Source organism: Subtercola sp. Z020, assembly GCF_002931235.1.
Taxonomy (GTDB): domain Bacteria; phylum Actinomycetota; class Actinomycetes; order Actinomycetales; family Microbacteriaceae; genus Subtercola.
In genome coordinates, this window is record NZ_PSTT01000052.1 from 26,133 (window position 1) to 46,864 (window position 20,732).

18 protein-coding genes and 1 rRNA gene are annotated in these 20,732 nt (G+C 70.2%); 13 read left to right on the top strand and 6 right to left on the bottom strand.

Features of this window, described 5'->3' with window-relative positions:
* Positions 1–51 precede the first annotated feature (51 nt).
* Positions 52–855 (top strand): FAD binding domain-containing protein, encoded by an 804-nt coding sequence (locus C5B96_RS07270; RefSeq protein ID WP_104244407.1) that lies wholly within the window; start codon positions 52–54, stop codon positions 853–855.
* Between the two features lie 28 nt (positions 856–883).
* Positions 884–3,931: a molybdopterin cofactor-binding domain-containing protein gene (locus tag C5B96_RS07275; RefSeq protein WP_104244409.1), complete on the top strand. Its 3,048-nt coding sequence runs from the start codon at positions 884–886 to the stop codon at positions 3,929–3,931.
* A gap of 24 nt (positions 3,932–3,955) precedes the next feature.
* Here C5B96_RS07275 and C5B96_RS07280 read toward each other — a convergent pair whose 3' ends face one another.
* Entirely contained in the window at positions 3,956–5,146 is a 1,191-nt protein-coding gene (locus C5B96_RS07280) for an XdhC family protein (protein ID WP_104244411.1), read from the bottom strand.
* A 67-nt stretch (positions 5,147–5,213) separates the two neighbouring features.
* On the opposite strand from C5B96_RS07280, the gene C5B96_RS07285 reads away from it, so the two are divergent.
* Entirely contained in the window at positions 5,214–6,566 is a 1,353-nt protein-coding gene (locus tag C5B96_RS07285) for an amidohydrolase family protein (protein WP_104244413.1), read from the top strand.
* A 78-nt stretch (positions 6,567–6,644) separates the two neighbouring features.
* Here C5B96_RS07285 and C5B96_RS07290 read toward each other — a convergent pair whose 3' ends face one another.
* On the bottom strand, positions 6,645–7,610 hold the full coding sequence (locus tag C5B96_RS07290; protein ID WP_104244415.1) for a PDR/VanB family oxidoreductase: 966 nt from the start codon (positions 7,608–7,610) through the stop codon (positions 6,645–6,647).
* Positions 7,607–8,230 carry a helix-turn-helix domain-containing protein gene (locus C5B96_RS07295; protein ID WP_104244417.1) on the bottom strand — a complete coding sequence of 208 codons (624 nt, stop codon included), beginning with the start codon at positions 8,228–8,230 and terminating at the stop codon, positions 7,607–7,609. The genes C5B96_RS07290 and C5B96_RS07295 overlap by 4 nt, the downstream gene beginning before the upstream one ends.
* Positions 8,231–8,412: 182 nt before the next feature.
* Between C5B96_RS07295 and C5B96_RS07300 the strand changes: the two genes are divergently transcribed.
* The 8 genes from C5B96_RS07300 (at position 8,413) to C5B96_RS07335 (ending at position 16,205) form a co-directional block, all read left to right on the top strand.
* Positions 8,413–9,720 carry an amidohydrolase family protein gene (locus C5B96_RS07300; RefSeq protein WP_104244419.1) on the top strand — a complete coding sequence of 436 codons (1,308 nt, stop codon included), beginning with the start codon at positions 8,413–8,415 and terminating at the stop codon, positions 9,718–9,720.
* 7 nt (positions 9,721–9,727) lie between these two features.
* Positions 9,728–10,513, top strand: coding sequence for an ABC transporter ATP-binding protein (locus tag C5B96_RS07305; RefSeq protein WP_104244421.1), 786 nt, complete (start codon positions 9,728–9,730; stop codon positions 10,511–10,513).
* The gene (locus C5B96_RS07310; RefSeq protein WP_104244423.1) at positions 10,510–11,394 is read left to right on the top strand and encodes an ABC transporter permease; all 885 of its coding nucleotides are present in this window, start codon (positions 10,510–10,512) and stop codon (positions 11,392–11,394) included. Before C5B96_RS07305 ends, C5B96_RS07310 begins: the two co-directional genes overlap by 4 nt.
* A gap of 100 nt (positions 11,395–11,494) precedes the next feature.
* A complete protein-coding gene (locus C5B96_RS07315) occupies positions 11,495–12,664 on the top strand; it encodes a nitrate ABC transporter substrate-binding protein (protein WP_104244425.1) in 1,170 nt (389 codons plus the stop codon).
* A gap of 4 nt (positions 12,665–12,668) precedes the next feature.
* Positions 12,669–13,445 (top strand): SDR family NAD(P)-dependent oxidoreductase, encoded by a 777-nt coding sequence (locus tag C5B96_RS07320; protein WP_104244427.1) that lies wholly within the window; start codon positions 12,669–12,671, stop codon positions 13,443–13,445.
* A gap of 83 nt (positions 13,446–13,528) precedes the next feature.
* Positions 13,529–14,314 carry a creatininase family protein gene (locus tag C5B96_RS07325; RefSeq protein WP_104244429.1) on the top strand — a complete coding sequence of 262 codons (786 nt, stop codon included), beginning with the start codon at positions 13,529–13,531 and terminating at the stop codon, positions 14,312–14,314.
* On the top strand, positions 14,311–15,636 hold the full coding sequence (locus C5B96_RS07330) for an FAD-binding oxidoreductase (RefSeq protein ID WP_104244431.1): 1,326 nt from the start codon (positions 14,311–14,313) through the stop codon (positions 15,634–15,636). The genes C5B96_RS07325 and C5B96_RS07330 overlap by 4 nt, the downstream gene beginning before the upstream one ends.
* A complete protein-coding gene (locus tag C5B96_RS07335; protein ID WP_104244433.1) occupies positions 15,636–16,205 on the top strand; it encodes a pyridoxal 5'-phosphate synthase in 570 nt (189 codons plus the stop codon). The genes C5B96_RS07330 and C5B96_RS07335 overlap by 1 nt, the downstream gene beginning before the upstream one ends.
* On the opposite strand, the gene C5B96_RS18010 is transcribed toward C5B96_RS07335, so the two are convergent.
* Entirely contained in the window at positions 16,202–17,395 is a 1,194-nt protein-coding gene (locus C5B96_RS18010; protein WP_304466022.1) for a methylenetetrahydrofolate reductase C-terminal domain-containing protein, read from the bottom strand. The genes C5B96_RS07335 and C5B96_RS18010 overlap by 4 nt on opposite strands.
* A gap of 46 nt (positions 17,396–17,441) precedes the next feature.
* Between C5B96_RS18010 and allB the strand changes: the two genes are divergently transcribed.
* On the top strand, positions 17,442–19,004 hold the full coding sequence (allB, locus tag C5B96_RS07345) for an allantoinase AllB (protein WP_104244435.1): 1,563 nt from the start codon (positions 17,442–17,444) through the stop codon (positions 19,002–19,004).
* 10 nt (positions 19,005–19,014) lie between these two features.
* A complete protein-coding gene (pucL, locus tag C5B96_RS07350) occupies positions 19,015–19,923 on the top strand; it encodes a factor-independent urate hydroxylase (protein WP_104244437.1) in 909 nt (302 codons plus the stop codon).
* Here pucL and C5B96_RS07355 read toward each other — a convergent pair.
* Positions 19,920–20,564: a hypothetical protein gene (locus C5B96_RS07355; protein WP_146078109.1), complete on the bottom strand. Its 645-nt coding sequence runs from the start codon at positions 20,562–20,564 to the stop codon at positions 19,920–19,922. The two genes, pucL and C5B96_RS07355, sit on opposite strands and share 4 nt — an antisense overlap.
* A 71-nt stretch (positions 20,565–20,635) precedes the next feature.
* Positions 20,636–20,732, bottom strand: a 5S ribosomal RNA gene (gene rrf / locus C5B96_RS07360); the annotation flags it as partial.

Genomic DNA, 20,732 nt, shown 5'->3' on the forward strand with positions numbered 1-20,732 from the left:
CCGACGTCGAGCCGCCGGGGTTCGAGCCTTCAGAACCACCGAAAGGTCGGCGTGGATCTCAACACCGTCACCGAAGTCCGCCTCGCCCGAACCCGCTCAGACCTCAGTGCCCTCGGTCCCACCGTCGCGGTGCTGGCCGGCGGGTCGGCTCTCTACGGTGAGCCGCAGCACCACCTCACGGCCGTCGTCGACCTCACCACCCTCGGCTGGCCCGCCCTCACCGTGACCGAGGCCGGCCTCGAGATCGCGGCCACCTGCACCCTCGCCGACCTCTCCCGCTTCCCGGCGCAGCCCGGCTGGGAGGCGCACCACGCCCTCTTCGACTGCTGCACAGCCCTGTACGGGTCGTTCAAGGTCTGGAACGTCGCGACCGTGGGCGGCAACCTCTGCGCGGCGCTGCCCGCAGGCCCGATGACCTCGCTGACGGCCGCCCTCGACGGTGAAGCGCTCATCTGGCGGGCCGACGGCAGCGACGAACGGATGCCGGTGACCTCCTTCATCACCGGCAACAAGACCACCGTGCTGAACCCCGGCGACGTACTGCGCTCGATCACCCTCCCAATCGACGCCGTGCGCTCCCGCGTCGCCTTCCGCAAGATCGCGCTGTCACCTCTCGGTCGATCGGGCGCCGTGCTGCTCGGCCGGCTCTCGCCCGAGGGCACGTTCGTGCTCACCGTCACCGGCGGAACAGTGCGCCCGATCCAGCTGCGCTACGACGCCCGCCCGACCGCCGCCACCCTGCGCGCCGACGTGCTCGCTATCACCGAGTGGTTCACCGACGCGCACGGCGCCGCCGACTGGCGTCGCGGCGTGAGTGCGCTGCTGGCCGAAGAGATCCTCGAGGAGCTCGCCTGATGTTCACCGCCACCCTGAAGGAGCTGTCATGAAGTTCGACGTCAACGGCGAGACCCTCGACGTCTCGCCCCGGGCCGGCCAGTCCCTGCGCACCCTCCTCCGCGACAACGAGCACTTCGAGGTCAAGAAGGGCTGCGACACCGGCGACTGCGGTGCCTGCTCCGTTCTCGTCGACGGCACACCGATCCACTCCTGCGTCTTTCCCGCGCACCGCGCCGAGGGTCGAGCCGTGACCACGGTCGCCGGGCTCGGCACCCCCGAGGACCTGCACCCCGTGCAACAGCGGTTCGTCAACGCGGCAGGGTTCCAGTGCGGGTTCTGCACCGCCGGCATGGTCGTCACGGCGTCGACGCTCACCGACGCCGACCCGGCCGACCTCCCCCGCCTCATGAAGGGCAACCTCTGCCGGTGCACCGGCTACCGGGCGATCAACGACGCGCTGCACGGCGTGTCGAATGTGGCGCAGCCCGGCTGCGCGGGTCGCTCGGGCGACGGGGCTTCAGGCGCCGCGTCGGGTGCGGGCTGCGCCGGGCACGACGGCTCTGGATGCCCGGCCGCGGCCGCGCGCGCCGGCAGCGCCTCCACGACTGCGCCAGCACCCGGCACCGTAGCACCCGGCACCGCAGCACCCGGCACCTCAGGCGAGCCCGTCACGGGCGCGACCGCCCTGCTCGCCGAGACCGCCGACCCCTCGACCCCCGCGGGCACCGACGCCCCCGCCGACACCGGGCGCACGGCGCCCACCCCGATCATCCGCTCGGTCGGAACCTCGGTGAAGGCCCCCGCCGGCGCCCGCATCGTCACCGGGCAGGAGCGGTACACACTCGACCTCGCCGTGCCCGGCCTGCTGCACCTCGTCGTGCTGCGGAGCCCGCACGCCCACGCCCGCATCACGTCGATCGACACGGCGGCCGCCGCCGCGCTCGACGGCGTCGCCGCCGTGTTCACCCACGAGAACGTGCCGCAGACCCTGTTCTCGACCGCCCGGCACCAGAACCGCACCGAAGACCCCGACGACACGCTCATCCTCGACAGCGTCATGCGATTCCGCGGCCAGCGCGTCGCCGTCGTCGTCGCCGAGTCGATCGGCGTGGCCGAGGAGGCCTGCCGCCTGCTCGACGTGGCCTACGAGGTGCTGCCCGCGAACTTCGACCCCTCGCTCGCCCAGAAGCCGGGCATCCCGCTCCTCCACGCCGACAAAGACGCGACCGAGTCGCGCATCGCCGACCCCACCACGAACCTGGTCGCCGAGATGCACGGCGAGTACGGCAACCTGCAGAAGGGACTCGACGAGGCCGACGTGACGGTCAGCGGCACCTGGCAGACCCAGCGCATCTCGGCGAGCGCCCTCGAGACGCACGGAACGGTCGGCTGGCTCGACGACGACGGGCGTCTCGTGCTGCGCACCAGCTCGCAGGTGCCCTTTCTCGTGCAGACGGAGATCGCCCGCATCTTCGACCTCGAACTCGACCGGGTGCGGGTGTTCACCACCCGCGTCGGCGGCGGCTTCGGCGGTAAGCAGGAGATCCAGACCGAAGACCTCGTGACGCTCGCCGTTCTCGCCACCGGGCGACCGGTGCAGTACGAGATGACGCGCAGCGACGAGCTCACCGTCGTGCCCTGCCGACACCCCATGCGCACCCGCGTCACCCTCGGCGCCACGCGCGACGGCCACCTCACGGCGATGCACGTCGAGCTGCTCAGTGACACCGGCGCCTACGGCAACCACGGGCCCGGCACGATGTTTCACGGCTGCGCCGAGTCGGTCAGTCTCTACAACTCGCCGAACAAGCGGGTCGACGCCGAGGCCGTCTACACGAACAACATGCCCTCCGGCGCCTTCCGCGGGTACGGCCTCGGCCAGGTGATCTTCGGCGTCGAGTCGGCGATGGATGACCTGGCCATCGCCCTCGGCATGAACCCGTTCGACCTGCGGCGCCTGAACGCCGTCGGCCCGAACGACCCTCTCGTCATCACGCACGTCGAGGGTGACGACCTCGTCTTCGGCGGCAGTTACGGGCTCGACCAGGTGCTCGATCTCACGCAGTCGGCGCTCGCGCGGGGAAACGGCGTCGCGGCTCCTTCCGGCGACGAATGGAAGGTCGGCGAGGGCATGGCGACCGCGATGATCGCCACCATCCCGCCCCGAGGGCACTTCTCGGAGGCGTCCGTCACCCTCGGTCTCGACGGGCGCTACACCCTGAGCGTGGGCACGGCGGAGTTCGGCAACGGCACGACGACAGTGCACTCCCAGCTCGCCGCTACCGCGCTGAACACCGACCCGGCAGAGTTCGTCATCCGCCAGAGCGACACCGATGTCGTGCCCTACGACACGGGTGCGTTCGGTTCGGCCGGCACGGTGGTCGCCGGCAAGGCGGTGCTCGCCGCGGCGACCGCGCTGGCGCTGAAGCTCCGCGAGGGCGCTGCGTCGCTGACGGGCATCCCCGTCGACGAATGGATGCTCGAAGCCGACGGGTTGCGGGCCGGCAGCCGCTTCGTCCCGCTGGCCGACGTGGCCGCGTCAGTGGTTCCCGCTCCCGTTCCGCAGACGGTCTCGATCCCGGGCGGACGGGCCCGGGTGGTGGCCACCCCCGTCGGCATCACGGCCACCGGCGAACACGACGGCGCACAGCGCTCGCTCGCCTTCAACGTGCACGCCTTCCGCGTCGCCGTGCACACCGGAACGGGCGAAGTGCGCATCCTGCAGTCCGTGCACGGCGCCGATGCCGGGTTCGTGATCAACCCCGAACAGTGCCGTGGCCAGGTCGAGGGCGGTGTCGCCCAGGGCATCGGAACCGCAATGTTCGAGGAGCTGATCATCGGTGAGGCGGGCGAGGTGCTGACGTCGGTGCTCCGCAACTACCATCTGCCGTCGCTCTCCGACGTGCCGCCGACAGAGGTGTACTTCGCCGAGACCACCGACGGTCTCGGGCCGTTCGGCGCCAAGTCGATGAGCGAGTCCCCCTACAACCCGGTGCCCGCGGCACTGGCGAACGCCGTGCGGAACGCCGTCGGGGTTCGCCCCCACGAGCTGCCGATCTCCCGCGACCGCGTCTGGCGCCTGCTGAACGCCTGACCCACCGCTGCATGCCCCCGCCGGCTATATGCCGCTGCGGGCATGCTCCGGTGCACCGCGGTGGATGGGGCCGGCCAGGGCGCGGAGGCTCGTGCCGGATGCGGCGTTCCGGGCCGCGATGATCTCGGCGAGGATCGAGACGGCGGTCTCCTCGGGGGTGCTCGCACCGATGTCCAGCCCGATCGGTGAGTGCAGCCGCGCGAGGTCGTCGTCGCCGACGAGCGGTCGCAGGGCGTCGAGCCGACGGTCGTGGGTGCGGCGGGATCCCATCGCACCGACGTAGGCCACCGGCATCCGGAGGGCCACCTCGAGCAGCGGAATGTCGAACTTGTCGTCGTGTGTCAGTACCACCACAGCGGTGCGGGCGTCGACCTCGGTTCGCGAGAGGTAGTCGCTCGGCCATTCGACGACGACCTCGGCTGCGGCGGGAAACCGTTCGGCCGTGGCGAAGACGGGTCGCGCGTCGCAGATCGTCACCCGGTAGCTGAGCAGCGCAGCAGCGTCTGCCAGCGCACCCGAGAAGTCGACCGCGCCGAACACGATCATGCGCGGCGGCGTCGCGGCCACGACGAAGAGCGCCTCGACCGGACCCTCCTCGCACTCGACCACCGCGACCCCCGGCCGACCCGCGCCCACCCGCGCCGCCACCTCGGCCCGCAGCCGCCGCGCGCTGTCGTCGCTCAGCCTGCCATCCGCGCCGTCTGCCTGGCCGCCACTCGCACCGCCACCACTGCCACCCCCACCGCCCACGGTCAGGACTGCGCCCAGGGCAACCCCTGCCGTCACGAGCGCCACGCCCGCGGGCCGCCCGGCCGCCGCGGCCTCGAGCTCCGCCCGCAGCGCGTCATCGCCCCCGCGGTCCGTCTCCACTCCGCCGTCGGCGGCCTCCATCGCCCAGCCGGCGCCGCCCAGGCGCAGCACGAGCACCTCGATGCGCCCGCCGCAGGCCAGCCCCACCGCGAAGGCGTCGTCGTCGGTGTAGCCGAACTCCTGCAGCGTCGGCGCACCCGAGGCCAGCACCTCCTGGCAGGTCTCGTACACCGCGCCCTCCACGCACCCGCCCGAGATGCTGCCGATCACGGCGCCCCGCGCGTCGACCGCCATCGCGGTACCGAGCGTGCGCGGAGCACTCCCGTTGATGCGCGTCACCGTCGCCACCGCGACCGTTTCACCGCGGTCGAGCCGTTCGAGCAGCGCTGCAGCAAGCTCGAGCATCCGCTGTCCTTCCCTGCATCTGGGCCGCCGTCACGAGCGCGACATAAAAGAATGTTAGAACTCATTCATGCTGACCATTCACAACGCCCTCGCCACCGTCATCGACGAATCGTCAGAGACCGCTGGCGACCTGTTCGTCGAGAACGGCGTCGTGATGGCTCCGGATGCTCCCACCGGCACGGGCCGCGGCACCAGCACCGGCACCCCGGCCGAGCGCCTCGACGCAACGGGCTGCGTCGTCACCCCCGGGCTCGTGAACGCCCACCACCACCTGCTGCAGACCGCCTTCCGCACCCTGCCGGGCACCCGCGGAGTGCCGATGGCGACCTGGCTGCCCACGATGGCCGCAGCGTATGCCCGCGCCGGCATAGATCCCGAGCTGGAGCATGCCGCGGCTCGCGCCGGCCTCGCCGAGAGCCTCCTCGCCGGCGTCACCACCGTCGCCGACCACCACCTGAACTGGCCGGGCGGGCCCGGCAACACGGATGTCGAACTCACCGTCGGCATCGCACGCGCGGCCGCAGCGGCGGCCGCCGATCTCGGGGCACGCCTCGTCTTCGTGCGCGGCTCCGCCCGGGACGACGCCGAGCAGGCCGCCGCGTCGGCGGAGGCCATCGTCGACGCCCTCGTTCCCGGCGCCGTCGGCGGTGTGCGCGCCGACGGCCTGCTGCAGGTGGCCGTCGGCCCCGCCGGCGTTCACAGCGACAGCCCCGAGACGTTCCGGCTGCTCGGCGAGGTGGCCGCACGCCACGGTCTTCGGCGCCGAACCCAGGCGAACGAGCAGGTCGACGTCGCGATCGCCCTCGAGAAGTACGGCCGCCGACCGATCGACCTGCTCGAGGAGTGGGGCTGGATCGCGCCCGACGTCACGCTCGCTCACCTCTGCGCCGTGACCGAGGACGAGATCCGCCGTCTCGCCGCGAACGGCGTCACCGCGACCCATGCGCCCGCCTGTGATCTGCCGATGGGCTGGGGCATTGCGCCAGTCTCGGCTCTGCGGGCATCCGGAATCGCCGTCGGGCTCGGCACCAGCGGAGGCGGCAGCAACGACGCATCGAACCTGCTCGCCGACGCCCGCCTGGCGATGCAGATCGCGCCCCTCGTCGGCGAACCGATCACGGCGCGCGAGGTGCTCGGCATGGCCACGAAGGGCTCGGCGCTCGGGCTCGGCCGCCCGGAGCTCGGATCGCTCAGGCTCGGGGATGCCGCCGACCTCTGCGTGTGGGACGTGTCGGGCGTCGCCGATGCGGCGGTCGCCGACCCGGTCGCGGGCCTGCTCTGGGCGAACCCCGGTCGAAAGCCCCGGCATGTCGTCGTCGCCGGCCGTGTCGTCGTGCGCGACTACGAGCTCGTAGGCTGCGACCAGCGCACCATCGCCGCCGACCTCGAGAACCTGCTCGCCGACCGCCACGCCCGCTGAGCCGCCCCGCCCACCCGCGCAAGCGGCGAGCGGCGCCAGCGGCGGGCGGCGCCAGCGGCGGGCGGCGCCAGCCGCGACCTACAGCTCGAGCACCAGCCGGGCGCACGCCGCCCGCGACACGCAGATCATCATCACTTCGTTCTCGGCCTGCTCCTCCGGGGTCAGCACCGAATCACGGTGGTCGACCTCGCCCGACACGACCGGCGTCTCGCAGGTTCCGCAGGTTCCCTCGCGGCACGACGACAGCACCAGCACGCCGGCCTCCTCCACCACCTCGAGGATGCTGCGGTCCGGCGGCACCTCGAGCGTCATCCCCGACAGCTCGAGCTCGACCTCGAACGCGTCTGCCAGAACCGGCTCACCGGCCTCCTTCGCCTCGAAGCGCTCGATGTGCAGCTGCCCGGCCGGCCATCCGTTCGCCGTCGCCGACGCCTGCGCCGCGTCGAGCAGCCGCGACGGGCCGCAGCAGTAGACCAGCGTGCCGGCCGCCGTCTCGGCAAAGAGGGATTCGAGCGCCAGGCGCTCTCCCGTTTCGCTCGCGTACACACGCACCTGAGCGGGATGCTCGTCCCGAAGCTCTCGAACGAAAGCCATCGACCCCTCCGACCGCCCGGCGTACGCCAGCGTCCAGGGCACCCCGGCCGCCGACGCTGCCCGCATCATCGGCAGCAGCGGAGTGATGCCGATCCCGCCGGCGACGAACAGGTACGCCGGTGCCGGCTCGAACGCGAAGTGGTTGAGCGGCCCCCGCACGTGCACCGACGTTCCCACCGCGACCGACTCGTGCACGTACGACGACCCGCCGCGCCCCGCGGCCTCGCGCAGCACGGCGACCTGCCACCGCGCCGTCTCGGTCGGTGTCGAGCAGAGCGAGTATTGGCGCTCGATCCCGTTCGGCAGTACCAGGTCGATGTGCGCGCCCGGCGTCCATTCGGGAAAGGCCCCGCCGTCGGCCCGCACGAGGTCGAGCAGCACGATGTCGTCGGCGATTTCGAGGCGGTTCGCCACCACGCAGTCGAATTCGGGGAGGGGATGGATGTTCACACGGGCTCTTTCTGCAGGCGCTGCTTCACGATGAGCAGCCGGTACGCGCCTCGGTCGGCCGAGCGCCACCGGTGGGGGGTGTCGCCGTCGTAGTAGACCGAGTCCCCGCAGTCGAGCACGAACTCGCCGTCGCCTGCGAGGTCGATCACGACTCTACCCGCGATGACCGTCACGAACTCGTCTTCCGGGTGGTGGTAGAAGTCGCCGTATTCCGTGTTCGATCCCGTGAACTCCATCGGCTGGAACGAGGCCCGTCGCCCCACCAGCAGCCGCGCCTCTCCTTCCGCGTAGGGTCCGCGCACCCCCTCGTGGGCCCGCACGAGCGCAGCCGAACCGGAGCCGCCCGCGCGAGCGTCGACCGTGACGCTCACCGGCCCCCACGGCTCCGATGCGCTCGCCAGCAACTCCAACTGGCTCGTCTCGAGTGCGCGTGCGATGCGTTCGAGCGACACCATGCTCGGCCGGGCCTGGCCCCGTTCGAGCTGCGAGAGAAAGGGATGCGACAGACCGGCGAGCCGGGCGAGCTCCACGAGGGTCAGCGCCTGCGAGAGCCGGGCGGCGCGGATGGCCGCACCCAGCTGGCGCGTCTGCGGGTCGATGGCCTCGGTGACCGGTGACATCACGGCCTCCCTTCGACGCCTCACCCTCAGACAGTAACCGCCCGCCAAGCTGTTCCGGCACTCACCCCACCCGTCTCTTAACACAGCGAAATGCTCGCGTTACACGATGGAAACGCACCAACCGTAAGTTTTGGCATGTTGAACACATCAACATCCGCGTGCGATCAGGAGCCGCCACCACTGTGAATGCACTACCTCGCCGGATCACCCTGCTGCAGAACGCGACCCTGCCAGACGGGTCGACCTGCGACGTGCTGCTCGACGGCGACACGGTCGCCGCCGTCTCGCCCGCACACTCCTTCGCCACGGGCGAGGCACACGCTGAGGCACACACCGCAGCACGCGCCACACCGCACGCCGCAGACGACGCCACGCTCGATCTCACCGGCTTCCTCCTCCTCACCGCTCCCGCCGATCCGCACTCCCACCTCGACAAAGCCCTCTCCTGGGACGCGATCGACCCGCCGATGGGCGACCTCGTCTCCGCGATCCTCGCCTGGCGCGCCTACGCCGCCACGATGACCACCGAGAGCATCGTCGAGCGGGCGCGCGCTGCGGCGCTGCTGATGCTCCGCCAGGGCACGACCGCCGTACGCAGCCACGTCGACATCCTGCTCGGCGACGACCCTCTGCGGGGCGCGCGCGCCCTCGTGCAGGTGCGCGACGAACTCCGCGGGCTGATGGACATCGAACTCGTCGCCCTCGCCGGCTCCGACGTTCCCGACGCCGACATCGAGGCGGCCATCGACCTCGGCATCGACCTCGTCGGCGGTTCGCCGCACCTCGCGCTCGACCCCGGCCACGACCTCCGGCGCCTGCTGCGTCTCGCCGAGCGCAAGGGCGTCGGCGTCGACATCCACACCGATGAGAACCTGACCGGGGCCCTGACGCTCGCCGAGTTCGCCCGCGAGGTGCGCGACTGGCCCGCCGACCGCAACCGCAGCGCCGGTCACTGCGTTCGGCTCGGCACGCTGGCTCTGGATGATCTCTCCGACGTTCTCGACGAGGTCGAAGCGTCGAACGTGGGCATAATAAGCAACCCGATCACGAACCTCTACCTGCAGGGCTGGGAGCACCCGGTCTCGATGCCCCGCGGACTCACTGCCGCCCGCGCCGTGCTCGACCGCGGCATCCGCTTCGCCGCCGGAGCCGACAACGTGCGCGACCCGTTCAACCCCGTCGGCCGCAGCGACGCGCTCGAGACCGCCTCGCTGCTCGTCATCGCCGGCCACCTCACCCTCGACGAGGCGTACACCGCCGTCGCCGACGGTGCCCGCGACGTGATGGCGCTCCCGAAGGCCGGTGCCACCGTCGGCGCGCGGGCCGAGTTCCTCGCGATCCGCGCCACGAACCTCTCCGACGCCGTGGCGAACGCCTCCGCCGACCGCTACGTGATCCACGCCGGCAACCTTGTTGCCCAGAGCACGGTGAGCTACAGCGTCGCCGAGCCGACCCCCGCACGCCACCCCTCCCTACTGGAAACGAGGTAGAGCCGCTATGACCGTCACAGCGCCTGCACCATCAGCCACCACCGCAGCCCGAACCGACACCCTGCTCGACTTCTCGAACGTCGAGATGACCTTCCCCGACGGCACGATCGCCCTCCAGGGCGTCGACCTCGTCGTCAGGCGCGGTGAGTTCGTCACCGTCGTCGGTCCCTCGGGCTGCGGCAAGAGCACCCTGCTCCGCATCGCGTCGGGCCTCGAGACCGCCTCCGACGGAACCGCCACCCTCGGAACCGACCGCATCGGCTACGTGTTCCAGGATGCGACCCTCCTGCCCTGGCGGAACGTCACCGCCAACGTCGAACTGCTCGCCGAGCTGCACGGCGAGAGCAAGAAGGAGCGCGCCGCCAAGGCCCTCGAAGCCATCGACATGGTCGGCCTGAAAGGCTTCGAGAAGCACCTGCCGAAGGCCCTCTCCGGCGGCATGAAGATGCGCGCGAGCCTCGCGCGCTCCCTCACCCTCGACCCCGAACTCTTCCTCTTCGACGAGCCGTTCGGCGCGCTCGACGAGATCACCCGCGAGCGCCTGAACGATGAGCTGATCCGTCTGTTCAACGCCAAGAACTTCGCGGGCCTCTTCATCACCCACTCCGTCTCCGAGGCCGTCTACATGTCGACCAAGGTCGTGGTGATGTCCGGTCGCCCGGGCACGATCGTCGAGACCTTCGACGTGCCCTTCGCCCAGCCGCGCGACCCCGAGATCCGTTTCACCCCCGAATACGCCGCTCTCGTCGGCGAAGTCGCACACGCCCTCCGGAAGGGACACGGCCACTCATGACCACCATCTCGAACGAAACGATCGTCAGTGACAGTGTCGAGGCGCTGGATGCCCACCCCACCCCCGGGCTTCCCGTCACGGCGACCATCCCGAAGGCCAAGGGCAAGAACCGCGCCGGCCGCTGGGTGCCCCCGGTTCTGGTCTTCCTCGCAATCGTCGGCGTCTGGTACCTGATCAGCCTCTTCGTGCTCGACCCGCACCTGCGCTTCCTGCTCCCGCTCCCGCAGGACATCCTGATCAAGGGCCTGATCGACCCGCTCTCGTTCAACGCCCTCATCGTGGCGCTCTACCAGACCGTCATCGTCAGCATGCTCGGCCTCGCGATCGCGATCGTGATCGGCATCGTCTGGGCCGTGGCCATGTCGCAGGCCAAGTGGATCGAGCGCTCGCTCTTCCCCTACGCCGTGATCCTGCAGTGCATTCCGATCCTCGCTCTGGTGCCCCTGATCGGGTTCTGGTTCGGGTACGAGTTCCAGTCGCGGGTGCTCGTCTGCGTGATGATCGCCCTCTTCCCGATGGTGAACAACACCCTCTTCGGCCTCCAGTCCGTCGACAAGGGTCACCGGGAACTGTTCAAGCTGCAGGGCGCCGGCCGCCTCACCACCCTGGTGAAGCTCTCGTTCCCTGCCGCCCTACCCGCGATCTTCGCCGGAATGCGCATCTCCGCCGGCCTCGCCGTGGTGGGCGCCATCGTCGGCGACCAGTTCTTCCGCCGCGGAACCCCCGGCCTCGGCATCCTGATCAGCAACTACAGCTCACGCCTGCAGGGCGAACAGCTGTTCGCGACGATCATCACCGCAGCTCTGTTCGGCGTGCTCATCTTCTGGCTCTTCGGTCTGATCGGTCGACGCGCTGTCGGCAAGTGGTACGACTTCAACTGATCGCCGCATCAAGGGATGCCCGTGGGCCACGGCATCCCTCCCCCCTCCGTTCCACCCGCACCATCAGCACAGCACCCGCACACCTTCCCAAGGAGAACTCATGCGCACGAAGACACAGAGGATCGCCCTCGCCAGCGGTCTCGCCATTCTGAGCATGGCCGCCCTCGCGGCCTGCAGCTCAGGTGCCGCCACCACGACGCCCGCGGCGAGCGCCGCCGCCGGCGGAGTCGACTTGGCCGCGGCCGGCTGCCCCGCGACCGTCGTGATCCAGACCGACTGGAACCCGGAGGCCGAGCACGGTCACCTGTACGAGCTGCTCGGCCCCGACCCGGTCGTCAACGCCGACCAGAAGTCGGTCTCCGGCCCGCTGTACTCCAAGGGCGCTGCGACGGGCGTGAACGTCGAGATCCGCTCCGGCGGCCCGGCCATCGGCTTCCAGACCGTGACCAGCCAGATGTACGCCGACCCCGACATCACCCTCGGCTACGTCACCACCGACGAGGCCGTGCAGCTCTCCGCCGACCAGCCGACGACCGCCGTCTTCGCGCCGCTCGACAAGACACCACTGATGATCATGTGGGACCCGGCCACCTACCCCGACGTCAAGACCATCGCCGACCTCGGCAAGACCGACGCCGTCGTTCGCTACTTCGGTGGTTCGGCCTACATGGAGTACCTGATCAGCGCCGGCATCCTGAAGAAGGAGAACACCGACGGCAGCTACGACGGCACCCCCGCGAGCTTCGTCGCCGACCAGGGCAAGTCGGGCCAGCAGGGTTTCGCCAGCGCTGAGCCGTACCAGTACCAGTACGAGGTACCGGCCTGGGGCAAGCCCGTCGCCTACCAGACGCTCGACGAGGCCGGCTACCCGGTCTACGCCTCCGCCATGTCCATCCGCAGTGGCGACAAGGAGAAGCTCTCGGGCTGCCTCGCCGCCCTCGTGCCCGTGCTGCAGCAGGCCGAGGTCGACTACTTCGCCAGCCCCGACGCGGTCAACAGCATGATCCTCGACCTCGTCACCCAGTTCAACACCGGCTGGGTCTACTCGCAGGGCATGGCCGACTACTCGGTCAAGACCCAGGTCGAGAAGGGCATCGTCGGCAACGGCGACAACAGCACGCTCGGCGACATGGATGCGGCCAACATCCAGAAGGTGATCGACATCGACACCCCGATCTACGCCGCCGGCGGCAAGGCCGTGAAGACCGGGCTCACTGCAGTTGACATCGCCACCAACGAGTTCATCGACACCTCCATCGGAATGAAGTAGAGCAATGACCCAGACTCCGCCGGTGCCCGCCCTCCGCCTCCAGGGGCGTCGTATCGTGGTCACCGGCGGAGCCCGCGGCATCGGCGCCTCCATAGCGAGCCGCTGCGCCAGTGAGGGGGCGGATGTCGCGATCCTCGACCTGCTCGACGAGCCGGGCCGCGCCACCGCCGCCGCCATCGGCGGCTCGTTCCATCGCGTCGACCTCACCGACGACACCGAGACCCGCACCGTGCTCTCCGACGCGATAGATGCACTCGGCGGAATCGACGTGCTCGTGAACAACGCGGGCATCCTGCGCTTCGGCCCGCTGCTCGAGATCACGGCAGAGGAGTGGGATGAGATGTTCCGCATCAACACTCGCGCCATGCTCACCACCACCCAGGTCGCCGCGAAGCGCATGATCGCCGACCGTCGGCCCGGGGTCGTCACCAGCGGCAAGATCATCAACATGGCCAGCATGGGCGGCAAGACCGGCGGTGCCGGCCAGGGTCACTACGCCGCATCCAAAGCCGCCGTGATCGCCCTCACCCGCGTCACGGCCCTCGAACTCGGCCCCGAAGCCATCACCGCCAACTGCATCTGCCCGGGATATGTGCTCACCGAGATGGGCGCCGCGACCCGTACAGACGCCATGGTCGCCGAATGGTCGAGCTACTCGCCGCTCGGCCGCCTGGCGCAGCCCGAAGACGTCGCCGGCGTCGCCGCCTTCCTCGCCTCGGCAGACGCCGACTACCTCACCGGCCAGTCGGTCAACGTCACCGGCGGCATGATCATGCACTGAGTAGACGCGCCCCCGGAGCGCGCCGCGCCACGCCGCCGCCCCGAACCAGGCCCCACCCGCACCACCAGCCAAGGATCGAAGCCATGCCCCGCAATCTCGTCGAACTCTCGAGCGTCGCCGCCGTCGAAGCCCTGCGGGACGACTCGATCGTCGTGCTGCCGACCGGCGCGATTGAGCACCACGGCCCACACTTGCCGCTGTTCACCGACTATCTGATCGCCGAGGAGTCCGCGAAGGCGGCCGTCGAACTCGCTGCCGCCGACGGCGTCAACGCCTGGCTGCTCCCCGGTCTCGCCTACACCAAGTCCGACGAGCACCACTGGGCTCCCGGTACGGTCTGGCTCAGCTGGGAGACGCTGATGCAGACCATCGTCGAGATCGGTGAATCGATCGCCGAGACGCCCTGCACGAAGCTCGTGTTCCACAACGGGCACGGAGGCAACGTCGCCCTGCTGCAGGTCGCCTGCCGCGAGCTCCGCCGCCGCTTCGGCCTGCAGACCTTCCTCATCGGCGGCCAGATGCCGGCCAACGGCGGCGCGAAGTCGGGCCAGACCGAGTTCGGCCTCGGCATCCACGGCGGCCACGTCGAGACGAGCGTCGTACTCCACCTCCGCCCCGACCTCGTCGACATGGACCTCGCCGTGCGCAGCGTTCCCGAACACCTCCTCGACTACGAATACGTCGGCTTCGGCAAGCCTGTGAGCTTCGGCTGGGTCAGCAACGACTTCGCACCCGGCGGCGTCGTCGGCGACCCGACCACCGCCACGGCCGAGTTCGGCAGGGACCACTTCGAGAACAACGTCGCCCAGGCCGCGGCCGCCCTGGCCGAGATCGCCCGCTTCACCCCTCACGCAAGGAACCCGAAATGACTGACAACACCGACGCTCTGGCCGCAGAACTCCGCGAACTGCTCGGCGACAGGGGTGTCACCACCGAACTCCGCGCCCGTGAGAAGGCCTCTCTCGACGGCGCCTACCTCTCCCCCATCCTGATGGCCCAGCTTCCTCTCGGCCTCGCCGACCTCGTCGCCTTCCCGACCTCCGCCGAGCAGATCGCGGCCGTCGTGGGCGCCGCCGTGCGCCACCACGTCGCCATCACCCCCCGGGGCAAGGGCACGGGCAACTACGGCCAGGGCATCCCGATGCAGGGCGGTCTCGTGCTCGACATGTCGAAGGCGCGCGGCGTCATCGAGGTCGGCGACGGCTTCATCACGGTCGAGGCCGGCACTCCCATGGTGATGATCGAGCAGGCCGCGAACGCCGCCGGCCAGCAGATCCTGATGTACCCCTCCACAGCGCAGTCCTCGATCGGCGGGTTCCTCTCGGGCGGGTCGGGCGGTACCGGTTCGATCAAGCACGGCTCGAACCACACCGGTTTCGTGACGGCGCTCGACGTCGTGCACGCGGTTCCGGATGCCCGGCTCATCCACGTCGAAGGCGAGGCCGCAGAGCCGTACGTGCACACCTACGGCACCCTCGGCATCATCGCGCGGGCCACTCTGCAGCTCGAGCCGCTGCAGAACTGGAGGGGCCTCTACGCCAGCTTCGACACCTTCGACGACGCGCTGAGCGTCATCCGCGAGATCGGTGACCTCGAACCCACCCCGCGCCTCGTCTCCGCAGACCTTCCTGTTCTGGCCAACGCCCTCCCTGACGATGCCGCCATCCCGAAGGATCGCGCCAGCCTCCGCGCCATCCTCGACGAGACGACGGTCGAAGCTGCGAGTGCTCTCATCTTCGGCGCCGGCGGGCGTATCGAAGACGTGCGCGAAGGCCCGCAGGCCTCGATGAAGATCAGCATGCTGAGTTACAACCACCCGATCGAGTGGCTGCAGAAGAGCGATCCGGGCAAGTACTTCCACATCGAAGTCGCCGGCGACGCGCTCGTCGAGCGCATCGATGAGGTGCACGCGGTATATAACGGAGGAATGCTCCACATCGAAGCCCAGCACGGTCGGCCGATCGGGATGCTCGCCGGAATCTACGAGAGCCCCGAACAGGTCTACGCGGGCTTCGCCGCCCTCGACGCGCTCGGCGTCGGGTCGCACAACCCGCACCACTGGGAGGTCGACCACGAGGTGGAGCGCACCCGCCGGCTTGCGGTGCACACCGACCCCGACGGCCTGCTGAACCCCGGCAAGCTGCCGGCCGAGGGCCAGGTGGCGGTGGCGGGCGCGGGCAAGGTCACCTGATGGAACCCTTCGCGGCCGAACTGGCGGAGTGGCTGCCGCCGAACGATGCGGTCGCACGCCCGCTCGTCGCCCTCGCGACACTCGGGCTCGACGGCTACCCCGACGTGCGCCACGTGCTGCTCAGCGAGTTCGATGCGACCGGGTTCTTCTTCCACACCGACGCGCGTTCCCGCAAGGTCGCCGAGCTCGCGGCCGCTCCCCGCGCATCCTTCACCATCGCGTGGCCGGAGCTCGGCCGCCAGCTCACCGTCGTCGGCGACACCAGCGAGGCCGACGACGCCGAGCTTTCCCGCGTCTACGACGGCAGGTCACCCTACCTGCAGGTGCTCGCACACCTCAACGATGCGTCGTTCGCGGCGCAGGCTCTGGATGCCCGGCTCTCCGGGTGGGCAACCTTCACCGCCGCGCACCCGACGGGCACCCTCACGCCGCCCGCCACATGGACCGGCATCCACCTCCGCCCCCGACGCGTCACCTTCTGGCACGGGCGCCCCGACACCGCGAGCCAGCGCACCGAATACACCCGGGAGGCCGACGGCTCATGGAGCCTCGCAACCTTGCCGGGCTAACTCCCTCCGCGCCCCGCGCCACCGATGCCGACGCCGACGCTCGCGGAGATGGCGGCCAGCGCCTCGGCGAAGGCCACCTCGCGTCCCCGCTCCGGGCCGCCCGACAGGTTGACGCCCGCGACGCCCTCGATCCCGAGCAGCTCCCGGCTGAGCTCGACGGCGGCGGCGATCCCCTCCGCGTACACATCACGCGCGCCGAGGATGCGGTCGAGGTACCCCTCCGGCAGCACCAGCGTGGTGAAGGTCTTCAGCAGCTCCGCACTTCCGCGGTCGACGACCACCGGCACACACGCGACGAACCGCAGCCCGGCCGCCACCTCGAGCCGCCGCACCTCGGCCACGAAGCGCGCCACCGGCCCCACCCCGCCCGCGTGGTTCACGAACGCCACCTCGGCCCCCGCCCGCTCCTTCTCGACCAGCCGTGCCGCACGCTCACCCACCGGCGGGGTGGCCGGAGACTCCCCGACCGACACCAGGTGCCCTGCGGCGTGGGCCAGAGCCGCGACCCGCGTCGAGTCCAGATCGAACACCGGCTGAGCATCCGGCCGCCCACCGGCGCGGGTGTGGTCCCCTGTGACGCAGTGCACGCCCGCCACACCGACGGCGGCGAGCCCCGCGAGCTCTCCCTCGATCGCCACCCTGTTGCGGTCGCGGCAGTTCAGGCCGCTGAACACCGCGAGCCCCCGCGCCTGGATGAGAGACGCCCGGTAGGTCGGCGAGAACTGCACGCGCTCGGCTCCGGAGTCGCCCGCGAGCACCGCATCGACCCGCCCCACCAAAACGTCTGCGCAGGCCTCGAGCGAGCGGATGTCGAGGGCCCGCGCCGGAAAGTCCGCCACGACGATCGGCCGTCGCCCGAGCAGCGCCCGCATGGCGGCGCCGCCCGCGCTTCCGCCGCCTGCACCCTCAGCGCCATCCCCCTCGGAGCCGTCCGCCACAGTGCCATCCGCCACAGCGCCGTCCCCCACAGCGCCGTCCCCCACAGCGCCGTCCCCTGCCGCGCCCGCTCCCGCAGCGCCCACTCCCTCGGCCCTGCCGCGCATCGCGCCACCCCACCTCACGACGGGCGCATCCACGAACACGCACCGATGCACCGACACCTCGCAGCTGCCGTCGAACTCGACCCCGCCGCAGGGCCCGTACTCCATGTTCTTCGGGCAGCTGAACCCTTCGCTCGCCAGAGTCGTCACGCGCAGCACACTCCTCAGACCGATAGATAGGGCGATCCCCAGCATTATGGCACCACACTCCACCCCCACCGAGCCGGCTACCGAGCCGGCACCGGGCGCCGTGCACGCGCCCGCACCCGCACCCGACACGCAGCCGGCCCCCTACGACCTCATCGTGCGAGCACACCGTGTTCTGGCCGACGGAACCTTCCGCCCCGCCGCCCTCGTGGTGCACCACGGCATCATCCAGGCGGTTGCCGACATCGACGCGCCCCTCGTCGCCCTCACCGACCTCACCCTTCCCGACGACCAGGTGCTGATGCCCGGAGTCGTCGACACCCACGTCCATGTCAACGAACCGGGCCGCACCGACTGGGAGGGCTTCGCCAGCGCCACCCGGGCCGCAGCGGCCGGCGGGGTCACGACCGTCATCGACATGCCCCTGAACAGCATCCCGCCCACCACGACGCCGGATGCCCTGCAGCAGAAGCGCGCCGCCGCCGCCCGCCAGGCCTCCGTCGACGTGGGATTCTGGGGAGGCGCCATCCCGTCGAGCCTCGGCCACCTCCGCTCCCTGCACGAGGCGGGAGTCTTCGGGTTCAAGGCCTTCCTCTCCCCCTCGGGCGTCGACGAGTTCCCGCACCTCAGCACGGCGCAACTGCACGAAGCGCTGGCCGAGCTCGCTGCGTTCGACGGCCTGCTCATCGTGCACGCCGAAGACCCGGCGGTGCTCGCCGAGCACGAGCACGCCGGCGGTACTGGCTACGGCGCCTTCGTCGCCAGCCGCCCGGAGTCCTCCGAGCTCACGGCGATCGATCACGTCATCGAGGGCCTGCGGATGACGGGCGCCCGCGCCCACATCCTGCACCTCTCGGCGGCCCCCGCCCTCCCCGCCATCCGCGCCGCCCGCGCCGAGGGGCTCCGCCTCACCGTCGAGACCTGCCCGCACTACCTCAGCTTCTCGGCCGAGGGAATTGCCGACGGAGCCACCGAGTACAAGTGCTGTCCGCCGATCCGCGACGAGAGCAACCGCGACGCGCTCTGGCAGGCGCTCGTCGACGGCGACATCGACCTGATCGCCTCCGACCACTCGCCCAGCACCCGCGAACTGAAGCTCGCCCACGACGGCGACTTCGGCCTGGCCTGGGGCGGCATCTCCGGCCTCCAGGTCAGCCTCCCCGCCGTGTGGACCGCCGCGCGGGCCCGCGGCATCCCGCTCGAACGCGTCGCAGAGTGGATGATCGGCGGCACCTCGCGCCTCGTGAACCTGCCCCAGAAGGGGTCGCTCGCCGCCGGAACCGACGCAGACGTCATCGCGTTCGCCCCCGACGAGACCTTCACCGTGCACGCAGAGCAACTGCAGCACAGGAACAAGCTCACGGCCTTCGAAGGGGCCGAGCTCCACGGTGTGGTGCACGCCACCTGGCTCGCCGGGGTGCCGGTCTTCTCCCGTGAAGCCGCCGTCACCGTGGAACCGCTTCGAGGCCGGCTGCTCGTCGCCTCCCCCGCCGTCGCCGCCGCACCCGCCGACCCCGCCGGCGCCGACGCACCCGGCTCCCCCGCTGGCGCCACCGCACCCGGCTCCCCCGCCGGCGCCGCCGCACCCGCCGCATCCCGCACCGAACTCTGAGGAGACTCCCGTGTCCATCGTTCTTGGCCCCAACCGCTACGGCAAAGCAGAGAGCCGCGTCGTGCGCATCTACCGCGACGACGCGCGCCACGAGATCCGTGACATCAACGTCTCGACCGCCCTTCGAGGCGACTTCGCCGGCGCGCACCTCTTCGGCGACCAGTCGAAGGTGCTGCCCACCGACAGCCAGAAGCAGACCGCCTACGCGTTCGCCAAGGAGAAGGGCATCGTCTCGATCGAAGAGTACGGAACCACCCTCGCGAGCCACCTCGTCGACACCGTCGAGCATGTCGACAGCGCGCGGGTCGAGATCGAGGAGTTCGCCTGGCAGCGGGTGCTGGTCGACGGCGCAGAGCACGACCACACCTGGCTGCGCTCCGGCCAGGAGGTGCGAACCGCAGCCGTCACGGTCACCGGCCGAGGGGACGCCCGCGCCACCACCGTCATCGCCGGGTTCAAAGACCTGGTCATCCTGAAGTCGACGGGCTCGGAGTTCGCCGGCTTCTACGAAGATCCCTACACCGTGCTCGAGCCGACCCATGACCGCATCATGGCGACCTCCCTCGTCGCGCAGTGGCGCTTCACCGCCGCTCCCGCAGACTGGAACGACCGCTACGCCGCCGTGAAACAGCTCCTCGTGTCGACCTTCGCCCAGCTGCACTCCCTCGCCCTGCAGCAGACGCTCTACGAAATGGGGAGAGCGGTGCTCGAAGCGTTCGAAGACATCGTCGAGATCCGCTTCTCAGCCCCCAACAAGCACCACTTCCTCTACAACCTCGAACCCTTCGGCGTCGAGAACAACAACGAAGTGTTCAACGCGGATGATCGCCCCTACGGGCTCATCCAGGCGTCTGTGCTGCGTGACGACGTCGCCGCCGCACCCCCCGAGGCCTGGGACAGCTACACCGGCCTCGTCTAGTACTGTTCTGGCCAGTCGAACGGGATGCCCGGGGCCACGCCCGTGCCGGTCGGAGCCACCACGATCTCGATGTCCATCTTGTTCGTGAAGACGATCGACGCGGGGTTGCCGGTGAACGGCTGCTGATTGACGAACACCGTGAAGGTCTCGGTCTGAGACTCGGTGTACATCCCGATACGGTCGGCGTCGAGCGCGACGTTCCACTCGGTGAAGAACTGTCCGAGGGTGAAGTCGGCCTGCACCGGGGATTCGACGTGGATGATGCCGGTGGTGTCGTGCGTGTGCAGCGGTGACACCGTACCTGCGGGGTTATCGATACCGATCTCCGCGGGCACGGTCTCGTTCTGACCGTCGACGGTGATGCAGAGGTGTGCGTGCAGATGCAGCGCCGTGCCCTCTGTTCCGAGCATCCGGAGTCCGGCCAAAGCAGCTCGCGCCGTCGGATCGTCCGGACGGTCCCAGGGCGCAGCACTCGGAGCACCCATCGCCGAGGTCGGAGGCAGGAACGGACTGACGACCGTCGCGCTCTGCGGCACCTCCGCCGGCTCGCTCCGCACTGCGGCGGTGCTTGTGGCCCCGACGATCACTGCGGCGGAGACGACGGCAAGCGCCAGCGCGGTCTTCACCTGTCTCTGAACCATTACCTCACCGTACGTGTTAAACGCAGAATGCCCGGCACCTGTTGGGGTGTCGGGCATTCTGTCTGAAAGGGGTCCGGCGGTGTCCTACTCTCCCACAAGGTCTCCCTTGCAGTACCATCGGCGCTGCGAGTCTTAGCTTCCGGGTTCGGAATGTTGCCGGGCGTTTCC

Coding starts and splice junctions, on each gene's coding strand:
- C5B96_RS07275 (WP_104244409.1), top strand. CDS start 884: ATGAAGTTCGACGTCAACGGCGAGACCCTCGACGTCTCGCCCCGGGCC.
- C5B96_RS07280 (WP_104244411.1), bottom strand. CDS start 5,146: ATGCTCGAGCTTGCTGCAGCGCTGCTCGAACGGCTCGACCGCGGTGAA.
- C5B96_RS07285 (WP_104244413.1), top strand. CDS start 5,214: ATGCTGACCATTCACAACGCCCTCGCCACCGTCATCGACGAATCGTCA.
- C5B96_RS07295 (WP_104244417.1), bottom strand. CDS start 8,230: ATGTCACCGGTCACCGAGGCCATCGACCCGCAGACGCGCCAGCTGGGT.
- C5B96_RS07305 (WP_104244421.1), top strand. CDS start 9,728: ATGACCGTCACAGCGCCTGCACCATCAGCCACCACCGCAGCCCGAACC.
- C5B96_RS07310 (WP_104244423.1), top strand. CDS start 10,510: ATGACCACCATCTCGAACGAAACGATCGTCAGTGACAGTGTCGAGGCG.
- C5B96_RS07315 (WP_104244425.1), top strand. CDS start 11,495: ATGCGCACGAAGACACAGAGGATCGCCCTCGCCAGCGGTCTCGCCATT.
- C5B96_RS07320 (WP_104244427.1), top strand. CDS start 12,669: ATGACCCAGACTCCGCCGGTGCCCGCCCTCCGCCTCCAGGGGCGTCGT.
- C5B96_RS07325 (WP_104244429.1), top strand. CDS start 13,529: ATGCCCCGCAATCTCGTCGAACTCTCGAGCGTCGCCGCCGTCGAAGCC.
- C5B96_RS07330 (WP_104244431.1), top strand. CDS start 14,311: ATGACTGACAACACCGACGCTCTGGCCGCAGAACTCCGCGAACTGCTC.
- C5B96_RS07335 (WP_104244433.1), top strand. CDS start 15,636: ATGGAACCCTTCGCGGCCGAACTGGCGGAGTGGCTGCCGCCGAACGAT.
- allB (WP_104244435.1), top strand. CDS start 17,442: ATGGCACCACACTCCACCCCCACCGAGCCGGCTACCGAGCCGGCACCG.
- C5B96_RS07355 (WP_146078109.1), bottom strand. CDS start 20,564: ATGGTTCAGAGACAGGTGAAGACCGCGCTGGCGCTTGCCGTCGTCTCC.